General features: G+C 39.0%; 16 protein-coding genes. 8 read left to right on the top strand and 8 right to left on the bottom strand.

Going from position 1 to position 20,044, the window contains the following annotated elements; translation table 11 throughout:
- Positions 1-198 precede the first annotated feature (198 nt).
- The 5 genes from IGI44_RS23290 to IGI44_RS23270 all read left to right on the top strand — a co-directional run bounded on the left by IGI44_RS23290 (position 199) and on the right by IGI44_RS23270 (position 6,217).
- Entirely contained in the window at positions 199-2,517 is a 2,319-nt protein-coding gene (locus IGI44_RS23290) for an ABC transporter permease (RefSeq protein ID WP_438790287.1), read from the top strand.
- A 5-nt stretch (positions 2,518-2,522) separates the two neighbouring features.
- Positions 2,523-3,269 carry an ABC transporter ATP-binding protein gene (locus IGI44_RS23285; protein ID WP_438790286.1) on the top strand — a complete coding sequence of 249 codons (747 nt, stop codon included), beginning with the start codon at positions 2,523-2,525 and terminating at the stop codon, positions 3,267-3,269.
- A gap of 133 nt (positions 3,270-3,402) precedes the next feature.
- On the top strand, positions 3,403-4,296 hold the full coding sequence (locus IGI44_RS23280; protein ID WP_438790285.1) for a helix-turn-helix transcriptional regulator: 894 nt from the start codon (positions 3,403-3,405) through the stop codon (positions 4,294-4,296).
- A gap of 52 nt (positions 4,297-4,348) precedes the next feature.
- On the top strand, positions 4,349-4,765 hold the full coding sequence (locus tag IGI44_RS23275) for a DUF3788 family protein (protein ID WP_438790284.1): 417 nt from the start codon (positions 4,349-4,351) through the stop codon (positions 4,763-4,765).
- Between the two features lie 192 nt (positions 4,766-4,957).
- A complete protein-coding gene (locus IGI44_RS23270; protein ID WP_438790283.1) occupies positions 4,958-6,217 on the top strand; it encodes a S8 family serine peptidase in 1,260 nt (419 codons plus the stop codon).
- Positions 6,218-6,309: 92 nt separating this feature from the next.
- Here the strand turns inward: IGI44_RS23270 and IGI44_RS23265 are convergent, their stop codons facing one another.
- The 4 genes from IGI44_RS23265 to IGI44_RS23250 are packed head-to-tail and all read right to left on the bottom strand — an operon-like array spanning position 6,310 to position 9,601.
- Positions 6,310-7,224, bottom strand: a complete 915-nt coding sequence (locus IGI44_RS23265; RefSeq protein ID WP_438790282.1) for a sensor histidine kinase — start codon at positions 7,222-7,224, stop codon at positions 6,310-6,312.
- A gap of 4 nt (positions 7,225-7,228) precedes the next feature.
- On the bottom strand, positions 7,229-7,996 hold the full coding sequence (locus IGI44_RS23260; RefSeq protein WP_438790281.1) for a hypothetical protein: 768 nt from the start codon (positions 7,994-7,996) through the stop codon (positions 7,229-7,231).
- Positions 7,993-8,913, bottom strand: coding sequence for an ABC transporter ATP-binding protein (locus IGI44_RS23255; RefSeq protein WP_438790280.1), 921 nt, complete (start codon positions 8,911-8,913; stop codon positions 7,993-7,995). The genes IGI44_RS23260 and IGI44_RS23255 overlap by 4 nt, the downstream gene beginning before the upstream one ends.
- A 13-nt stretch (positions 8,914-8,926) precedes the next feature.
- Entirely contained in the window at positions 8,927-9,601 is a 675-nt protein-coding gene (locus IGI44_RS23250) for a response regulator transcription factor (RefSeq protein WP_438790279.1), read from the bottom strand.
- Positions 9,602-9,860: 259 nt separating this feature from the next.
- Here IGI44_RS23250 and IGI44_RS23245 point away from each other — a divergent pair, with 259 nt between their 5' ends.
- The 3 genes from IGI44_RS23245 to xerS all read left to right on the top strand — a co-directional run bounded on the left by IGI44_RS23245 (position 9,861) and on the right by xerS (position 14,723).
- Positions 9,861-10,424, top strand: a complete 564-nt coding sequence (locus IGI44_RS23245) for an adenylyltransferase/cytidyltransferase family protein (RefSeq protein ID WP_438790278.1) — start codon at positions 9,861-9,863, stop codon at positions 10,422-10,424.
- Positions 10,425-10,426: 2 nt separating this feature from the next.
- Positions 10,427-12,361, top strand: coding sequence for a PEP/pyruvate-binding domain-containing protein (locus tag IGI44_RS23240; RefSeq protein ID WP_438790277.1), 1,935 nt, complete (start codon positions 10,427-10,429; stop codon positions 12,359-12,361).
- A gap of 1,219 nt (positions 12,362-13,580) precedes the next feature.
- Positions 13,581-14,723 (top strand): tyrosine recombinase XerS, encoded by a 1,143-nt coding sequence (xerS, locus tag IGI44_RS23235; protein ID WP_438790276.1) that lies wholly within the window; start codon positions 13,581-13,583, stop codon positions 14,721-14,723.
- Between the two features lie 58 nt (positions 14,724-14,781).
- On the opposite strand, the gene IGI44_RS23230 is transcribed toward xerS, so the two are convergent.
- The 4 genes from IGI44_RS23230 to IGI44_RS23215 form a co-directional block, all read right to left on the bottom strand.
- A complete protein-coding gene (locus IGI44_RS23230) occupies positions 14,782-15,339 on the bottom strand; it encodes a sugar O-acetyltransferase (RefSeq protein WP_438790318.1) in 558 nt (185 codons plus the stop codon).
- Positions 15,340-15,346: 7 nt separating this feature from the next.
- Positions 15,347-16,537, bottom strand: coding sequence for an MFS transporter (locus IGI44_RS23225; RefSeq protein ID WP_438790275.1), 1,191 nt, complete (start codon positions 16,535-16,537; stop codon positions 15,347-15,349).
- Positions 16,538-16,549: 12 nt separating this feature from the next.
- Entirely contained in the window at positions 16,550-18,754 is a 2,205-nt protein-coding gene (locus IGI44_RS23220; protein ID WP_438790274.1) for an alpha-galactosidase, read from the bottom strand.
- Positions 18,755-19,016: 262 nt separating this feature from the next.
- Entirely contained in the window at positions 19,017-20,036 is a 1,020-nt protein-coding gene (locus IGI44_RS23215; protein ID WP_438790273.1) for a LacI family DNA-binding transcriptional regulator, read from the bottom strand.
- Between the last annotated feature and the right edge of the window lie 8 nt (positions 20,037-20,044).

The following is a 20,044-nucleotide window of genomic DNA, read 5'->3' as shown; positions in this document are numbered from 1 at the left end:
TTGCTTTTAATCTATGCGAGCACGGTATTTGATGAGCGTGAATTAGTAGCAGATAGTGCCCGATCGAAAACGGATCGAGTCGCTAGCTTTTTCTATTTTATGGAACGCTTATTAGGGGTCGAGGAAGGGCTGTTAGCGAAAGAAATGGAGGGTATGTTTGACTAAAAGAAGGGAAAAAATGAAGGAGGAATGGGTTTTATGTACAGTAGGTTAATTACAAACGATATAAAAAGAAGCAAACTAGTTACGGCCGCAACAACGATTTTTATCGCGATCACGGCAATGCTGGTTTCTTTGGCAGCGATTCTAATGATAAATCTGGCAGGTTCGATCGACGGGATGATGGAACGGGCCAAAACACCACATTTCTTGCAGATGCACTCAGGAGCGATTGATCGGGAGAAATTGACTGATTTCGCCGAATCACAGCGAAATTTGGACGACTGGCAGGTGCTTGATTTTCTTAACGTTGACAATAGCGACTTGTTGATCGCTGGTGAGCCGCTGACGGACAGTGTACAAGACAATGGCTTTTCTGTTCAGAGTGAAAGATTTGACTATCTATTGGACACGAAGGATCAAATTATTCAGCCAAAAGTCGGAGAAGTTTACTTGCCGATCATTTATGAACGGGATGGAATTGCAAAAAAAGGGGATTCACTAGAAGTTCGCGGACATAAAATGAAGGTGGCAGGATTTCTGCGTGATTCACAGATGAATGCCTCACTTTCATCATCAAAACGCTTCATTGTTCACAAAGACGATTATCAAACGTTGGAAAATTTCGGTAATGTTGAATACTTGATCGAATACCGAGTAAAGGATACGAATAAGATCAGTGAGTTGGAATCAGCCTATCTTGCGGCCGATCTTCCTGCCAATGGTCCAGCGCTAACGGATACGCTTTTTAGAATGATCAACGCCTTATCTGATGGGATAATGATCGCAATCATTTTACTGGTTAGTCTATTGATGTTAGCGGTAGCCTTTCTGTGTATTCGTTTTACACTTTTATCAAAAATTGAAGATGATTACCCTGAAATTGGCGTATTAAAGGCTATTGGGCTAAGAAATTCTGATGTCAAACGTCTGTACTTGGCTAAATATGCAGCCTTAGTCCTTGTCGGCTGCTTGTTGGGTTTTCTTTTATCCTTTGCTTTTCGCGGAATTTTATTGAAAAATATTCAGCTTTACATGGGAGAGAGCGGCAATCAAGGATTGTCATTAATTGTTGGGCTGTTAGGAACTGTCCTGATATTCTTCGGTGTCTTGTTATATGTAAATCTTGTGCTGCGACGTTTTCGAAAAATTTCTGCAGCCTCCGCCATTCGTTTTGGTGTTTCACAGGACAAGGTTCGTGGCGGCAAGGGACTAAAAATTGCTGGTCGTTCTTTTCCAAACGTGAATGGTTTGCTTGGAATCAAAGATGTGTTGTCCCGAAAAAAAATCTATGTGACCTTGTTTATGGTTCTGTTGCTGTCGTCCTTTATTTTAATCATGCCGCAAAATCTCTATAGCACGGTCTCATCTCAAAGCTTTTCCCGCTATATGGGGATTGGTAAGTCAGATTTACGGATTGATATTCAACAAACGGAGCGTATACCTGAAAAAACCGCTGACATTATGGAAAGTCTTGCTCAAGACAAACAGATCACGAAATCTGCAGCCTTGACTACTAAAGCCTTTTCCTTGATTAAAAAAGGAAAGGCAGAAGATCAGCTGAAAATCGAGCTTGGAGACCATACTGTTTTCCCAGTGGAATATGCTGAGGGGAAAGCACCGAACAAATCCAATGAGATTGCCTTGTCCAGTGCATTATCAGATGATCTGGAAAAGCCCCTCAACAGTACAGTGACTATTCGTACTTCAGCAGGAGATCGTAAATTAAAGGTTTGTGGTATTTACTCCGATGTCACTAACGGTGGAAAAACCGCAAAGGCAGTTTTTTCTGATCAAAAAGCCGGAACTATGTGGTGCACGATCAGTGCCAATGTGAAAAAGGACGTTTCGCCAAGTCAAAAGGTCAAGGCGTATCGGTCGAAATTTACCTACGCTAAGGTTTCAGATATCAAGCATTATATGAATCAAACATTTGGCTCTACAATCAAAACCGTAGCGACTGCAGCGAAAGTAGCTGTGATCGTCGCGCTTGTGATCACCATGTTGATTGTTTTATTATTTGTCAAAATGCTGCTGGCTAAAGATCGTCATGAAATCGCGTTGCTACAGGCATTGGGCTTTACCAGTCGTGATATTCGTCAACAGTACTTTATGCGTTCACTGGTTATTGTTGTATTAGGAACGATCATTGGAACGATTCTGGCAAGTACTTTAGGAGGACAAGTTGCCAGTGCTGCGATGTCTATGATGGGCGTGACTACCTTCCGCTTTTCAATCAATCCACTAGTCAGCTTTGTACTTTGTCCACTAGGAATGCTGCTGGTTACTTTACTGGCAACCACAATAGCTACGAGTTCACTACAAAAAATAAAAATCAGCGACAATATAAAGGAATGATGACGATGAAAAAAATGATTGTTGGTACAAATATTGAAAAATCTTTTGGACAAGAAAAGGTTTTGCGAGAAGTCTCGGTTGAAATTGGAGCAGAAGAATTTGTTTCCATTATGGGCCCTTCTGGTTCAGGAAAAACCACTTTGATGTTCGCCTTAAGTGGAATGGATAACATCGATGGAGGAACCGTTCAATTTGATGGCAAGGAATTATCTAGTCTTTCAGAAAATGCTCTGGCCGATCTGCGACGTAAGCAAATGGGCTTTGTCTTTCAGCAGCCGACGTTACTGAAAAACTTAAATGTTTTAGATAATATTGTTTTGCCAGCTCAAAAAGGCAATGAAAAGCAAGCCAAAGCCTTGATGGCAAAAGGACAGGAATTGATGCAGAAGATGGGGATCGCCGGATTAGAGCAGCGCGATATCACTCAAGTTTCTGGTGGTCAATTGCAGCGGGCCGGGATTTGCCGCGCACTTATGGGTGATCCGCAGGTGATTTTTGGCGATGAACCAACAGGGGCGCTAAATTCCAAGTCAGCCCAAGAAATCATGGATATCCTAACAGAGATCAATCAGCAGGGAACAGCCATTTGTCTAGTGACTCATGATGCAAAAGTCGCGGCACAAACACAGCGGGTGTTGTTTATGAGTGACGGCCAAATCGTTAGTGAAGTCCAATTTACTCCAGATGAAGCGAAAAACTTGGAGGCACGCATGGTAAAGGTTACAGAGAAAATGCGAGAAATTGAAATTTAGCAGAGTCGCTGTTTATTCGTGAAAAGAAGCTGAACCGAAAGTCTATATGATTTTCGGCTCAGCTTTTCGTTTCAGCCCCACTTTCCCAGTCTAGCTTCTCATGCTATCCTGAATAATGAGGGGAGGGCCGCAAATGATTGAAAGCAGGTTATTGCAAATTCTTTTTATTTTATTGGAAAATGGCTCAGCAACAGCGCCAGAATTGGCTGAAAAATTTGAAGTATCAACGCGAACAATTTATCGTGACATTGATGCGTTAAGTGCTGCCGGTATCCCAGTTTACGCCGTTCGTGGAAAAGGTGGCGGCATCTTTATCCAAGACAATTATGTCCTAGATAAAGCTGTATTTTCTGATGAAGAGCAAAAGCACATTTTGATCGCACTTCAAAACTTGAATCTCGCAAATGGAACGTTGGACAGTTCTCTTGTTTCAAAACTCAGCACCATGTTTAAAAAAGAAACGCTTGATTGGTTAGAGATCGATTTTTCTGATTGGACCGGATTACGAAATGAACGATTCGATCAATTACAACAGGCGATTTTTTCAAGAAAGGTTATACAAATTAATTATCTAAGTACGAAAGAGCAGTTCACAGCGCGAAGGTTAGATCCCTTGAAACTGGTTTTTCGTAATAAGGCATGGTACCTTTATGCCTTTTGCCATCTTAGAGCCGATTATCGGTTATTCAAAATTGCCCGCATGCGGGATGTACAGATTTTATCTGAATCCTTCAGCCGAGAAACACCAAAAAAGATCTTCTTAGAAAAACCAGCAGCTCCAGAAAAGCAGGTTGAACTGACACTGCTGTTCGATCACGCTGCAGCCTACCGTGTTCAGGAGGAATTTAGGGATGTTCAGCAAACTCAGAATGACAGCTTGATTGCTGTTGTGACGCTTCCAGATGATGAGACAACGATTTATTACTTACTTTCCTTCGGTGATCATTTGGAAGTGCTTGAACCTCCGGCTTTTCGTGAGAAAATGCAGAAGTACATTGAAAAACTAAGGAATAAATACAAAACTTGACATCCGATTACAAGTTTTGCTTGATAAACTGAGGAAAAAGGAGGCGCTTTAGATGAAACCCATTTTAAAAGACCAATCAGAATTTCCAACGATAGAAAATTTAGCAAAGCATCTATCTTCAGAAGACCTGAAACTTTACCAACAGCTTTTAGACGAAATCCATAAGCATTCCTATCAAGAGGATTGGAACTATTATAAGGATGGGAATAACTGGTTAAGTAAAATTCTCTTCAAAAAGAAAAATCTTGGTTGGATCTCTGTTTGGGAGACGGGTATTAAGGTGAGTGTATTTTTTGCTGATAGAATTTGGCCTCAGCTGGTAGCCCATGAACTCTTCAGCAAGCTTGAAGCCAGCGGCGCAGAGATTGATAAAACAGGAAAATTGAATGCTGTTTTGGTTCCAATTAAAGATGAAGCTAGTTTGCAGACAGCGGTTGAATTGATTCAATTAAAAAAGACGATTAAGTAATGGTCGGAACATCTCCTAGTATGTCCTGCTAAATTGTTCATTGTTCAAAAGAAGTGCTAATTGGCTTGTTTCTATTTCTATGTCAGATAGAAACGGATTAAAAGTATAATTGAGACTTTCTTGATCTTCACCTGATTCTTTTTTTAGTAAGAGTTTATACACTTATGATAGAAAAAGAAAGAGGTGATAGAGATGGGCGTAGTCAAAAAAACACTACTAACACTTGCGGGAATGATCGTTGGAACCGTTGTGCTGCTTATCATTTATATTGTCTTTATCCAACCAACAAATAGCCAAACAAAAGGAACTGAAATAGGAATTGCGCGAAGAGTTACTGAGAACCAAATTGAAAAGGAAACAGTGAAAACCCTCAAAAAGTATAATCCAAAGGAACAATCTTTTTCGATTGACTTACGATCTAAAGATTTATCCCAACTGAACCTAAGAGACAAACTAACTGAACTTCAACATGCAAGTTTTAGCGATCAAACACAATGGCCTGATGAATTACCAAATGGTTTTGATCCAGATATTTTTATGGAGAATGGAAAAAATCCTGGATTAAACTTAAGAGAACTTCATCAACAAAAAATTACAGGTAAGAATATTTCAGTGGGGATTATTGACCAAACTTTGTATACAGAACATAAAGAATACAAGGATCGCTTGAAACATTATGAAGAGATCAACGTCCTTTCTAAAACTGCAGAGATGCACGGAGCGGCAGTATCCTCATTAGCTGTTGGCAAAAATGTAGGTGTTGCACCAGAGGCAAATTTGTATTTTATTGCTTCAGCCTTATCGGATAATTTAGCGACAAATCTAAAAACAAAAAATAAGCAAGAGGCTTCTGGCACATCTGGGATAAATTATATACATTACGCTAAAGCAATTGATCGCTTTTTAGAACTAAACGAAACATTACCTGAAAAAGAGCGAATTCGAGTTATTTCGATTTCTCGTAGTTTTAACAAGGAGGACAAAGGCTATGATGTTTTTAAACGCTCCTTTGAAAAAGCAAAAAAGAGTGGCATCCTAGTTGTAACAGCTTCAATGAAGGATGAATATGGTGTAGGAATTATGGGAATGAATCGAGAGCCGATGAATGATCCAGACGATCTCGCATCTTATTCTGTAGGCTCTTGGGCAAAAGCCGAGGCAAACAAGTACAAAGATTGTGTCTTCTTTCCGATGGATTGTAGGACACGGGCAGGAACGTATGGAGAAACTAGTTATGAGTATGATTATTCCGCGGGATTAAGTTGGGTGGTTCCATATATCGCCGGACTTTATGCTCTTAGCTGTCAAGTGAATCCAGAGGTCACTCCAGAAGTATTTTTAGAAAAATTAATTGCAAGTTCTAGTTCTTTAACTGTAGATAATGAAGGAAAAACTTTTGAAATGAAATATGTTGTCAATCCAGTGGCTCTGATTCAATCCTTAAGAAAATAATTGAATAAAAGAAGATCGATTCTTAGATGTTAGTTGAGAATCGATCTTCTTTTAGCGTAATGAGCTATTGTTCAATCTAAAATACCCTGCATTTATTGGGTAGCTTCCTTTTCACTATTGAATTTATGAGGAAAGTGTAAACGAATCTCAAAAAAGTCATTAGTTACCCTTGCATCTGCTGTTCCATTATTTTTCTCTGTCAATAGTTTTACAATCGCTAAGCCAAGTCCGTTTCCATTACTGTTTCTTTCATTTTTGCCAACATAGAACCGATCAAATAGTTTAGTTGGTTCTAAAACAACTCTCGAGTCAAATTTATTTCCAATTGTTAACATGGTTTCTTCATCTTGAGATATTTGTATTTTGAGTAAATGCTGGCCGTGAATCAAAACATTGGTGAGTAGATTTTGAATGATTCGAGTGAATAATTTTTCATCCGCTATTAGGTAGATATTTTCAGGAATGTCTAATTCTAATCGTATGCCCTTTTCCTCAAACGCTGCGGTTTCGTTTAAGATGACTTCTAACAAAACGGCACTTGCATTTATTTCATCGAGTGAAACATCTGCATTTTTTGATTCATAATAGGAGAGTTCAAAAAAAGAATGAATTAATTTTTTCAAATAGAGGTTCTTGTCAATAATTGTGTGTACATACTCAAACTGTTCAGCCGTCAAATTACTTTTTTCCAGAAGCTGAGTATAGCCAATAATAGCAGTCAGTGGTGTTCTCAAATCATGAGAAACATTTGAGATGGTTTCCTTTAACTCTTGCTCGGCTTGTAATAGAGCTGTTTTATTATTCGAATCTGCTAGTATTTTTTTATTGATTGACTGAACCAATGAATTGATCGCTGCATCGTTTAGGTCAATCGTAATCAATTGGGGAAAATCAAAAGTCTGGTTGTTCAGTTGTTGTTCAATGCTAAGAATTTTTTTCCGAATGGATATAAGACGATAACTGACTATCAAGCAGACTACCATAAGTATAAAGGCAACTAAACCCACTATTTCAGCTCCTTCCTTTCGTCAGATCAACTTTCTCAAAAACGTAAATCGCGCATAAATTTGTCATAGTCCAAAGAATTACAGAAGAGAGCATCGCAAGCATTATGTCCTTTAGTGTCGTACTTCGCTGAACGATAATCTGAAGCTGCTGTGTAGGGAAATATCGGTAGATTGCATCAAAAACAGGGAAAGAATCTGTAACTATAATTGCGATTTGAATAGAAAGAAAAGCAAAAATAGTTGAAAAAATCAAGGTTCTCCCGATATCTTGAAAAATGAAACTTATCAAGACAACCACGTTTAGTAAAGAAGCATTTAATAAAAAGGCCAGACAATATACGCGAAGTACATACAAGAGTTCCTTATAAGAAGGTGTCGCCCCCCAACCGTTGATTAGCGTAACCACGGTCATTGTTAGTAAAGGAGTCAATAATAAGAGAATGGAGCCAGCACCTGTAAAAACGAGCGATTTTGATACTACTAAGTGTTTTCGTGAATGGCCATTGGCGATTTGCTGATGGAGGGTTCGCTGAGTGAAATCTGTTCCCAAAAAGAACGCCCCCAAAATGATTACACCGTAAATCGTATAATTTAACCGAAAATCAGCCTGCAAGGCTAATTGACCAGAGGATAATAAAGGCTCCACGTTTTTTTCAGAGTGAAACAATTTATCTAAGAGTACGTATGAAAAATAGCAGGCTAAAAGAACAGAAAAAGGTAATACCCGCAGACTGAGTAATCGTCGAATTTCAATTTTTACTAGATTTGTCATAGTGACATCCCTCTAACTAACTGTAGAAAATAGCTTTCTAATTTTCCTTCTATTGTGTCAACGCTCAGAATTTTTATGTGATTATCATCCAAGCATTTAAAGACAGTGTTCAAGTCATCTACAAAATCATATAAAAACAATGAGTCGTCAGGTTGAACTTGATAATTCGTGGTTTGTAATTTCTTTTCTAAACAGGTGAGAGCCGCTGGAAGATCGTCAACTTTCAGAGATAAATGGCGACGGCATTTATCAGATAAAGCTCTTCGTGAGATTTGTTCAATTATTTGACCTTCATGGATGATCAAATAATCAGTTGCTAATTGATCTAATTCATCCAAAATATTACTACTTATCAACATCGTATTATTGTTTTCACGATTTATTTTCGCTAAAGCTTTACGTGTTTCAATAATGCTGACTGGATCAAGTCCAATATAGGGCTCATCTAAAACTAAGAGAGCAGGGCTGCCAAATAGAGCATTGGCAATTCCCAAGCGTTGCTTCAGTCCTAAAGAAAGTGCCTGAGCTTTCTTATTAGAGTGGTTTTCCAGTCCAACAGTCTTAAGCAACTGAGCGATAATTTCTTTATTTGGAATTCCACGCGAAATGCGAGTCATCTCTAGATTTTCGTAAACTGTTAGGTTTGCATACAAGGCCGGTGGGCTGAAGACCACACCAATTCTTTGGCGCTCATGACTTAACAAGTTAGATTCTGATTTTCCAAAAAGCTTTATAGATCCGCTGTCACATTTGTCAACGCCGCATATAATATTTATTAGTGTCGTTTTTCCCGCACCATTTAACCCAATAAGACCATAAATCCTGCCTTTCTCCAAAGAGATAGTAATATTTTTAAGCACACGTTGATTTCCAAATAGTTTGGTTAAATTTTGAATTTTAAGAATTGTATATGTCATGCGTACTCCTTATCTAATCGCGCTTTTTCAAACGATAACCAACGCCCCAAACGGTTTCAATATAGTCATTCTCTTGGTCTGCTTCTGCTAACTTCATACGCAGGGAGCTCACATGAACATTAATGGTGTGTCCATCGTCATGATAGGGTTCCTTCCAAACACTCTCAAAAATATTTCTTTTAGAGAAAATCTTTTTCGGATTTTCCATTAATAATTTCAGAATACTGAACTCTTTGGCGGTAAGAAGAATCTCCTGTTGCTTCACCAAAACAGTTCGTTCCTCAGTATTTAAAGTCAAGTTCTTAAATTGCTGAGATTCAGAAATGTATTTTGCATTTCGCCGCACAACTGCTTCTGCGCGGGCTAACACTTCATCAATATCAAAAGGTTTAGTAATATAATCATCTGCACCGATTTTTAATAAATCAATCTTAGTGGTAACCAATTCTTTCGCAGAAATAATAATAACAGGAATATTCGAGAATTCACGAAGCTCCACAAGAATTCGATCGCCGCTTTTTAAAGGTAAATTTAAATCAAGTAATAGTAAGTCGAAGGGGGTACTTTTCATAAGATCCAATGCTTTTATACCATCTAACGCGACTTTCGTTTGCCAGTTTTGTTTTTCAAAAACACTTTGTAAAAGCTTACATAATATCGGGTCATCATCAATAATTAATACTCGCAAAGTAAACCCTCCTTACTTTTATGTCCTTTTTAGTTATTTTAACATGAGGGAGAAATTACTAACATGGGCAAAAGTACTAAAGAATCAGATTTGACAAATACTTGACAATTGGTTCGCTGTATTTAAAAAAAGAATAACATTTTAGAACCCTTATTAAAGCTTGAAGTGGTATCATAAAGAAAAACTGTCGAAGGAAACTTTAACAGTCGGGTATTTCTAGTATTCGACTTTATTAAAAAAATAATCATTGGAGAAAAATATGGAAAATAAATTAGGGATTATTCACGGAAGATTTCAATTATTACACAATGGCCATTTAGAGTATCTTCTAGAGGGGATGAAGCGATGTGAGTATCTATTAATAGGAATCACGAGCCCTGACCGTAACGATACAAAATACACGGCAGCGAATCCTCATCGATCATTAAGTCGTTCAAATCCAATGACTTATTACGAGCGATTTGAAATGATCAAATTAGCAATGCTGGATTGTTCTATCCCAAGAGAAAAATTTGACATTGTTCCGTTTCCGATCAATGTACCTGAGAAATTATTTAATTATGTGCCTAAAAATGGCAAGTATTTGATGACTCTTTACGATGAGTGGAGTCAAGAAAAATATGAAATTTTGACTGCGCTTGGCTGTGATATTGAAGTCATGTGGGAACGGAAAAATGAACAAAAAGTAACTAGCGGCTCGGAAGTTCGATCAAAGATTGTTCATGGAGAGCCTTGGGAAGCACTAGTTCCAAAAAGTGTTTATCAGTTCATTAGAAGCCACGAGATAGACAAAAGAATTATTCGTCTTTCCGAGGAGGAATAGTGATGCTAAAAATTTGTTCTTTGAAGGATGTTTCGGCTACTTATCAGTTTGGCGGAAAAGCCAATGGTTTAAAGAAATTATTTTCGAACGAGTTTGCTGTTCCCGACAGCATTTTTATAGAGGCGACGGATGATCCTGCTGAAATAGACAATCAAGCGTTTCAACAAAAGCTTTTGAATGATTTAGAAGAGTTTAAAAATCCAGAGGGGCTGTACGATATTGCGATCCGTTCCTCTGCGTTAAATGAAGATGGCGTGACTGACAGTCTAGCCGGGCATTATGAGACCATCCTTGGGCTGATGCGTTTTGAAGAGGTACTTTCTGGAATCAAAAAAGTGATTCTAAGCCAAGAAAACCTTGTTGATCAGCAACATAATAAAATGGGCGTGGTAATTCAGGAGTTTATTCATGCCGATTATTCTGGCGTTATTTTTTCTTCAAATCCACTAACCTTTTCAAAAAATGAAAGCATCGTCAGCTTCACGGATGGCTGCGGCGACAAATTGGTTTCAGGAGATGAAGAGGGGATAGAGGTCTTAATCAGTTTTCACGAAGAAGAGATGGCTTTGTCTCATAAGCAAGGGATTCCTTTTGGAGAGCAAAAATTGTTTGAATTGTGTCGGAAGGTAAAAAGGCTAGAGCATCGCTTGGGCTATCCGCTCGATGTTGAGTGGACAATTCGAAAGGGGACGTTTTCCTACATTCAATGTAGACCGTTGACCTCGATCACAAAAATCAAGGCGATGACAGCTTCTGTAGACAAGGTAAATTTGGCACAGATTCCTAAACAGCTTTTAAAAAGTGATAAGGTTGCTATTAGACTTGAAGCACAGAAAAAGAAGACGCCTATCTCGGATGCTCAAGTAATCATCAGCAATGACTCCAATGAAAAAATTCCTGATCTCAATAATATCCCTAGAAGTTCATTCTGTCAGGGCTATAGCGCGGTTGTCATTTATCCGGGGTTAGTGTCAGAAAAGGTGATTCGATCCTTTATCGGAGACACTGAAAAACTCGCTTTAGCTTCACTCGATAGCCAATACAGCAGGGTAAAATCCTTTCCAAAGTATAAAGATATCCATGAATGTATCACAGACTTTGTTGAAATGACGAGAAAGGACTATTGGATTTCATCAATTATCATTCAAGAAATTTATTCGCCAACGTTCACCGGTGTCGTAAAAAAAGAGGGCGATTATTATATGATCGAAATCATAAAGGGACACTTCTTTACTAAGGGAACCATTCCATCTTCGAATTATCTCGTTTCACGAAATGCTGAAATTCTTTCAAAAAAGGAAGTACTTCAAACGGAGTGGTATGAAATTTCTGAAGGAGCGGTGATTAGACACACGGATACTGGTAGCCAGCGAAACTTTCTATCAACACAAGAAATCCAAAGTATTCTAGAAACATTTATTCCATTTTTAGAAGAACAAGATGCCTTAATAGAATTCGGATTATTAGCGGGTGACCGCGCAACAAAACCATACTTGATTGACCTTGTGAAAAATACTGAACCATTTCCAGAGCTAACCTCTAAAGATATCTCTCAAGGCATTTTATCCCATGGAAAACTAACAGGGAAGTTAGTCTATGTAGATGTAAGTGATGAGGAATCATTTGATCTTCATTTCCATGATCATTTTAACGAGAATGATGGGAATCACGAAGAGAAACTCATTTTCGCGTGTAAAAAAACAAGTATCGGACTATTGCACTTGATACATTCAAATAATCGAAACAACATCGCATTTGTGTTCGAGAGTGGCTCCATTTTGTGTCATTTATCCATTGTACTAAGAGAGAATGACATTCCAGCAATCCAGGTTGGTTCTTTCGACGATCAGGATTTGGAGTTTGGAAGTTACTACACAGTAGATGCAGAAAGTGATCTGATGGATAGTACTCACAGGATACAGAAAATAAATAGATAATTTGGTTCTAATGTACACTAATCGGATTAAATTAGAAAAATTCGATTAGAATAAATCTTGAACATCTAAACAGAGACGGATTCGTTTCTTTGGATAGCGTCTTTAAGTCTAAACATTTTATAAGAGCTTTTCGAATGAGTTTGTTCCAGGATAAGGAGCAACTGTTTGAAAAGCTTTTTCACGTCAATTTTTCGCATAAGAATGAATAGAGATCTTATTATGGTTTGAGAATAATGTTAGTTTTTCTCAAACCATAAAAGAGAGAAAAAGCTTGAGACTGTTAAACCAAGAATTTCGTTATAGCAGCTTTTAGCATCATTTTGATGGATTTTTTTAATAAAAAAGTTTTATCAGAATGGTTTCAAAGAATTTTTTGTGTCGGTTGCAGTTGATAAACGATTAAAAGAACTCAGCAAAAATATCCGGGTTATGCACAAGGCTTAAGCAAGTGATTCAAAATGAGCTCAGAAAACATGTTGTGTGAATGTATCTATAATCAAGTGATCGTTAGACGTCGATTGACAGTCATTTTAAGCTAAAAAGACCTATAAGATACCACAAACGACCGTTTAAACCAGTCAAAACTAACAGCAGCAAGCTTTTTCAAGCATCGAAACTTAAGTAAGTCTAAGCCAGAGATCGTTCAAGCCATTGATTGCTGAAGAGCTGTCAGATAAGAAATTATGTTTTCGTAACAATATCTATTTTCCCGAAAGCATGATTTTTGGATCAATGAATAGGATTAAAAGGAATGAATTCATCAGTAATGATCGTTTTCTAAGCTTTTATCCGCTAAAGTCGTTTTATGCTTTAAACGATCATTTTTGAGGATTTTAGATTGAATTTGGCATTCATTGTAACTCGATACAAATGCTTTCATATTAATGATTTAAGATGATTATTGCGACGCATTAATATGAAGCAATCAAAATCTGAAGTGAACGATGAATGATCATTCATTCATAAAAAATCGATTTAATTTTTTTATGAATCTCTCCTTCTATGTTTTTAGATACGTTATTTAATCCCTGTGATAACACTTTTTATGTTTTATAGAAAGAACCATTTTTCAGTAATGCTATAAATTTTCATGCTGCTCTCTCCTACTCCATAAAAATTATTTAATGTTATTTTATAGTTGACAAATTGGTATATACCTATTATGATAGAGTTAGAGGTTTCACCCTCTCCTACTATAAAATGAAAGGACTGAATCGAAATGAGTCGTGAACTACTCAAGGAACGCTATGAAAAGGAATTCGAAAAACTACCGGATTTCATTCAGAACTATTTATTGTATTTAGAAGCGATTCCCCGTTCAATCAATACGTTGTACGAATATGCCAAAGAATATCGACGATTCCTCTCCTGGCTTACTTCTGAACAGATCGTTCAAGTAGATGCTATTTCAGCGGTTCGATTGGAAGATTTTGAAAGACTAAATAAAGATAAAATCGTTTTATATAAGTCCTTTTTAAATCAATCGCCAAAACGAACCTTTGAAGGAAAAGCCGAAAATGAGGTGACTCAATCCCCTTTGAGTGAAAGAAATACTCATCGATTAAAGGTTACGGTTCAACGGAGTATCACTGCCCTTCGTTCCCTTTTTAAATATTTATCAAATGAGGAAATCGAGGAATTTGACGAACAGTTGGGTGAATATGTCATTCGTCCAATGCTGAGAAGAAATATTATGGTCAATATTGAAAATGGCGGTGTGGATGCTTCAGATACGGTTCGAAAAGATAAAATCGAGAAAATGCTCTATCTAGATTCTGATGCGATTGATTTTGTGGAATTTGTCTATGAAGGCTATGGAAAGCAGTTGACCACTCGCCAAGCAAAAACTGCCTATGAAAAAAATCGGATTAGAGATACCGCTATTCTCGCCTTATTTTTAGGTTCGGGCATTCGTTTATCGGAACTGGTCAATACAAATGTCAGTGATCTCAATTATGAAGGATTATACGTACAGGTTCAGCGTAAAGGTGACACACTGGATCATGCGATGATCTCCCCGATTTTCATCGACTACATCCAGGAATATGTCGATCAGCGAAAAATGCTTTACAACGCAGATGATTCTGTACCGGCGCTTTTTTTGACTAAGCATAAGAATGTCGCTAAACGAATGGAAGGCGGTTCGATCGAGAAAATGATCGATAAATACTCCACTGCTTTTGGCAAACGAACGACGCCTCATAAGTTGCGCCACAGTGTTGGCACGATGGCCTTTAGAAAAACAAAAAATTTGAAGACTGTTAGTGAGATTCTCGGTCAACGCGGAACATCCGCAACAGAGATTTATACGCATATTGTAAAAAAAGAAAAACGTTCTGTGATCGATGATCTTTGGACGTAAATACAAGGAAGCAAAACTGGTTGATACTCTAGTCTTCAAACCAGTTTTGCTTCCTTTTTTAATCTCCTTTTTTATCAATAGAGTGAATTACGTTACAAGGTACTCCATAAGCCAGCACATTCTTAGGAATATCTTTCGTTACAATGCTCCCTGCTCCGATCACAGAGTTTTCGCCAATCGTTACACCAGGTAGAACAATGGTGCCTGCACCGATCCAAACATTTTTTTCAATTACGACAGGTAAATTGTACTGGGCTTTTTTTAACCGCAGTTCAGGCGACAAGTGATGAGTCCCGGCGCAAATGGTCACATTTGGGCCAATCATTCCCTCGTCATGGATCTCGATTCTAGTATCATCCACTAGCGATAAACCAAAATTTGCATAAACATTCTTGCCGAAATACGTATTCTTTCCCCAATTCGCATGAAATGGTTGTTCAATATACGCACCTTCTTCAAAACTTCCCAGCAGTTCTTGTAAGATGACCACTTTTTCTTGTGTTTTACTTGGTAAGGTCTGGTTGAATTGGAAAAGCAAATCGCGATAGTAGGCCTGCTCTTCTTTTAGTTCGTCGGTTTCGTAATAGATTTCCCCTGAATCCATTTGTTCCTTCATGCTTGGATTAATCAAGATTTTTCCCTCCATTTAAGACCTTGCGTTGTATGGGACGTTTTTTGTGGAAAAAGATTCCGACTAAAATCATGATCAATAGTATACTCAATAATTTGAATGGTGCGAAAAGATCGGAAGTTCCCGAAACGAATTGCAGCGTACTTAAACCAAATGGCGCGATAAAGTTGCCGAGATTGCAGCCGATCAGGATGATCGAGGTTGCTGCGGTCATTTTGGCGGGTGATGCATAGAGATTCAATGAATTATAAATGAATGGGAAAATCAAGCTGCCGGGAATCCCGCTGATGAAATAACCAATCAGCAGCAAAGCAAAATTATTTTCTGAACTCGCAATCAGAAAGGTTGATAAGGCTAACAAAGCAAGTCCTAGGTACAGACATTTATCCCCTAACAAACGATTCACAAAGCCGAATAATGATCCGGTGACGATCCCGATGATCGGCATGACTGCTAAAAAGTTTGACGCATTGTAATTCGCTCCTTTGATATCAGTCACCATCGTTGGAAAGCGAACACCGATCGCTACGAAAGTCATCACTAAGAATAAGGCGAAAAACGCTAACAAATAAACTGAAGCTTTTAACTCGCCTTTTTCACTGGTCTTTTCCTTTTTGACCTCTTTGATTTCCGGTACGAAGATAGTAAACAAGATCAAGATTGGAAAAGCGATCAAGTAGACACTGAAGGAGAATCTCCAGCCGAATGCCAGTAAGGCCCCTGCTAATAAGGTCAACCCGGCATTTCCGATGTTTTCAGCTGCTCCACGATAACCGAGTAAGGAAGCACGTTCTTCTGGTTCGTCTCGGAATAACAAGTTGATGATGGAGACAGCAAGTGAATTGAATAGACCAAAACCAGCACCTAGAATGAAACGACTGATCAAGATTGGGATGTAACTATTCAGAAACAATGGCGCTAGTCCTCCACCGAAGCCAACTAGTAGTAATCCCAATTGCACCGTTCGCTTAGTGCCGATTTTTTCTGCGATAAAGCTAGAGAGAACGACGAAAACCACAACGGCTAAAGCCGGTAACGTTGCGACTAATTCCACTTGTGTTGTTGTCATGCCAAGAGCTGCACGCATTTGAGGTAGTGCCCCATTGATCGACAAGGCACTCGTCAACAAAAGTGAGATAGATAAGATAGACAAACGAGTCATGATACTGTTTTTATTAATCATTTTCTGTTCCCCCTAAACTTTCTTCAAATGCAGCAAGGTTGTTTGAAAATCACCATAGAAATCTGGGACGTTTACCCCAAGATTCATCAATTCGTCACCAAAATATTGTTGATTGGTTACTTGATCTTGATAACAGGCATTTTCGTCTAATCCGGTCAAAAAGACTTCATGGAAAACAGGCTGAGCGGATGCCAACGTACGAGCCATCATGACTAAGGCTTCTGCTTTATCATCTGAAACAAACATCCAAGCGGTCAAATTTCCTTCAAAGGGACTATTTAAACGGTAGAATTCTCCAAATTGAACCAATGGACGAATCTCTTGATATTGTTGAACTTGTTCCTTTACAATCATTTTCTCTTCTTCTGACATTTCCGTCAAATCCAGTTCATAGCCGAAGACTCCGCTCATAGCGACATCTCCTCTAGTTTTCAATGACGTGATTCGTCCAGTTTGATGATTTGGCACCGCCGAAACGTGGGCAGTCATGGAAGAAATTGGATAGGCTAAGCTCGTACCGTATTGAATTTTCAAGCGTTCCACTGCATCGGTGTTATCCGTCGGCCAAGATTGCGGCATATAGTACAGGAAGCCGGCATCAAAACGTCCACCGCCGCCAGAACAGCCTTCCCAAAGAATTTTCGGATAACGTGCCAACAAGTTTTCCATTAACTCATAGACTCCGAGAATGTGGCGATGAGCGGTTTCTCCTTGATTTTTCGCTGAAAGCTCGATGGAGTAAACGTCTGATAAGCTGCGGTTCATATCCCATTTGATGTAATCGATCGACACCTCGTCTAAAATCATGCAAATCTGTTCTTCAATATTTTTCCGCACTTCCTTGCGACCCATATCCAGTAGATGCTGATCGCGGGAAGAAGATGGTGTGCGGTTCGGCTCCTGCATCAAGTAATCTGGATGCTCTTCATAAAGTTTAGAATCGACCGAGATCATTTCGGGTTCGAACCAAACGCCGAATTGCAGACCTTTGTCGTGAACATAATCTGCGATCCCTTTTAAGCCATCCTTCAATTTGCCCTCATATTCGAACCAATCACCTAAGGAAGAATTATCTGAATTGCGATGACCGAACCAGCCATCGTCTAGGACGAACATTTCGATCCCAAGATCAGTAGCTTCATCCACAATCTGTTCGATTTTTTTACTGTCAAAATCAAAGTAGGTCGCTTCCCAATTGTTTACTAAGACTGGCCGCTCCTTGAATTGATGCTCGCCGCGAGCCACTCTTTCTCGTAATAAATGATGAAGACTACCGCTCATACCGTTCAAGCCTTGATCTGAATAAGTCAAGATGACTTCTGGGGTTTGGAAGGCTTCATTGGAAGAAAGCTCCCAAGAGAAATTGTAATCATTGATCCCAGCCAACACACGGACTTGATCGATTTGATCCTTTTCCAATTCAAAGGCATGATTGCCAGAATAAACTAAATGCATGCCGATCACCGGACCGCTCATTTCATTTGTATCATGATTGACTAAGGCGATGAAGCTGTTCATGTGATGGCTTGATGCGCCGCGTCGGCTTTCAAAGCTTTGAATACCGGAATGGATCTTGTCGCGATTGATTTGGCGTTCTCGTAAATGAGCACCTGGTAAAGAGATCACCTCGTCATAAACACCGCTATTGGTTAGGTCCATTTGCATCGAAGCGATTTTTTCTACTATAACGGTTTCATTCGTTTGATTCAGAACCTTTACTGATCGGGTAATAACCGGACGCTCGTGATAAATCGTATAGGCTAACTCCAGATAGATTTCCTGATCTCGATCTTTTAGAACTACGGTCAAGGTCGTTGCTTCGTCTTCATTTAATACATAAGAGTGCGGCAAGCCTTCAAGGTCTGGCTTTCCTGCTTCGATGCGATAGTCATGATAACGTAAATCATGCAGATTCGAACCATTTTCACGGCGAATGATCGAAGCGGGCAAACGATAATCCATCGATCCATGACTAGAGTACTCTTGTGGTAATGTATCCTTCGAGTAAGCCCTTTCAGCGTTGCCCGGGACATTGCCGGAAAATCCACGGTCTCGACGTAAATACTTTTTGTTTCCATTGTACTGCTGGATGGTTTTGCCAAAGTATAGGTGATTAAAGACCCCGTTCTCTTCGATCTGCGAGATGTAAGAGATTTCATTATTGCGTAAGTGGAATACCTGCGTTTCTTGATTAAATTCGATGTACGTCTGATTCATTTGTTGTTCCTCCTTATTCGTTTTAGTGAATTAATTTTTCGTGGAAAAATTAATCTGATTCGAATGTCGTATATCATTCAACTAATGCGCTTGAGCATTTAGTTAGTCGAGCTTTCTGGTTATTTTTCTGGCTTATTATCCTGCGAAAAGTTGAACTGACATCCTCTTAACTTGTTGTTTACCTTATAATGTTTACTAAACACTTTTGTCAAGAGAAATCCAAAAAAAAAGAGAACTTTTTTTTCAAAAGCTCTCTAACTCGCTATTTATTGGGAATAAAACTTTCGCGCACGACTAATTTTGAAGGAAATGTCATGATCACGGGTTCCTGCCGTTCTTCTTCGATCCGTTCTTTGGCTAACCGTACCGCTGCTTTAGCGATTTCCTGCGCGCTGATATGGACCGTCGTTAAGCTAGGCGTTAAAAACTCGGCAATTTCAATGTCATCAAAGCTTGCGATCTCGATGTCTCTACCGACAGTGATAGTTGCTGATTGCAGTGAACGGTAAACACCTACCGATAACGGATCACTACCAACTAACAGTGCTGTCGGCAGTTCTTGCCCAGATTCCAACCACTCATCCATCATTCGTTTTCCTTCGAGGGGTTCCCATAAACCTAACTTGGCTTGCGGAGAAAGATCATTGGCCTTCATAAAGGCTTGATAAGCGCGAAAACGTTTCTCATTATCACTATAGATTTTCTCTCCGTCCTCATCAATGTCAATATTGAAACCGCCGATGTAGCCAATCTGGCGATGTCCCTTCTCATAAAAAAGCTGCAACACGCGTTTCGTCATCCGTTCAAAGTCTGCATAGACCATATCGACTTCTTGATTGATATCTGGATTATCCACTACCACAATGTTCTTATTTTGCTGACTTAAGCGTTTGACAGCTGTTTCTGAAACTGTTCCGACAATAATAATCGCGCCAAGTTTATCGAAATCCTGCCAAGTTTTCGGATTATCCTCTAAATTATAGACCCGGTTCATCCCTAGATGCAGTCGCCGCGCCTCTTGTTCCAAACCGATCCGCAAAGCATTAAAATAAGGATCATCCAATTCCTTTTGCCGGCTGGTGGTGGTGATGACACCGATCGACGGCAACCGCCGCTTCACATATTTACGCTTATCAATGTCATAATCCAGCTCTTTGATGGCTTTATAGATTCGTTCTTTTGTTGAGTCAGCAACAGATAACGTAGGATCGTTGTTCAATACTCTAGAGACCGTTCCCGGACTGACGCCGGCACGTCTTGCCACATCGCGAATTCCGACCATTATTGTTC

Source organism: Enterococcus sp. DIV0756, from assembly GCF_051710745.1.
GTDB lineage: Bacteria > Bacillota > Bacilli > Lactobacillales > Enterococcaceae > Enterococcus_A.
Note: the sequence above shows the minus strand (reverse complement) of the source record. Positions and strands in the feature narration are given on the sequence as shown.

Excerpts from the sequence above, each read along its gene's own strand:
- IGI44_RS23290 (WP_438790287.1), top strand. The coding sequence starts at position 199 with ATGTACAGTAGGTTAATTACAAACGATATAAAAAGAAGCAAACTAGTT.
- IGI44_RS23285 (WP_438790286.1), top strand. The coding sequence starts at position 2,523 with ATGAAAAAAATGATTGTTGGTACAAATATTGAAAAATCTTTTGGACAA.
- IGI44_RS23280 (WP_438790285.1), top strand. The coding sequence starts at position 3,403 with ATGATTGAAAGCAGGTTATTGCAAATTCTTTTTATTTTATTGGAAAAT.
- IGI44_RS23275 (WP_438790284.1), top strand. The coding sequence starts at position 4,349 with ATGAAACCCATTTTAAAAGACCAATCAGAATTTCCAACGATAGAAAAT.
- IGI44_RS23270 (WP_438790283.1), top strand. The coding sequence starts at position 4,958 with ATGGGCGTAGTCAAAAAAACACTACTAACACTTGCGGGAATGATCGTT.
- IGI44_RS23260 (WP_438790281.1), bottom strand. The coding sequence starts at position 7,996 with ATGACAAATCTAGTAAAAATTGAAATTCGACGATTACTCAGTCTGCGG.
- IGI44_RS23255 (WP_438790280.1), bottom strand. The coding sequence starts at position 8,913 with ATGACATATACAATTCTTAAAATTCAAAATTTAACCAAACTATTTGGA.
- IGI44_RS23245 (WP_438790278.1), top strand. The coding sequence starts at position 9,861 with ATGGAAAATAAATTAGGGATTATTCACGGAAGATTTCAATTATTACAC.
- IGI44_RS23240 (WP_438790277.1), top strand. The coding sequence starts at position 10,427 with ATGCTAAAAATTTGTTCTTTGAAGGATGTTTCGGCTACTTATCAGTTT.
- xerS (WP_438790276.1), top strand. The coding sequence starts at position 13,581 with ATGAGTCGTGAACTACTCAAGGAACGCTATGAAAAGGAATTCGAAAAA.
- IGI44_RS23230 (WP_438790318.1), bottom strand. The coding sequence starts at position 15,339 with ATGAAGGAACAAATGGATTCAGGGGAAATCTATTACGAAACCGACGAA.
- IGI44_RS23225 (WP_438790275.1), bottom strand. The coding sequence starts at position 16,537 with ATGATTAATAAAAACAGTATCATGACTCGTTTGTCTATCTTATCTATC.
- IGI44_RS23220 (WP_438790274.1), bottom strand. The coding sequence starts at position 18,754 with ATGAATCAGACGTACATCGAATTTAATCAAGAAACGCAGGTATTCCAC.
- IGI44_RS23215 (WP_438790273.1), bottom strand. The coding sequence starts at position 20,036 with ATGGTCGGAATTCGCGATGTGGCAAGACGTGCCGGCGTCAGTCCGGGA.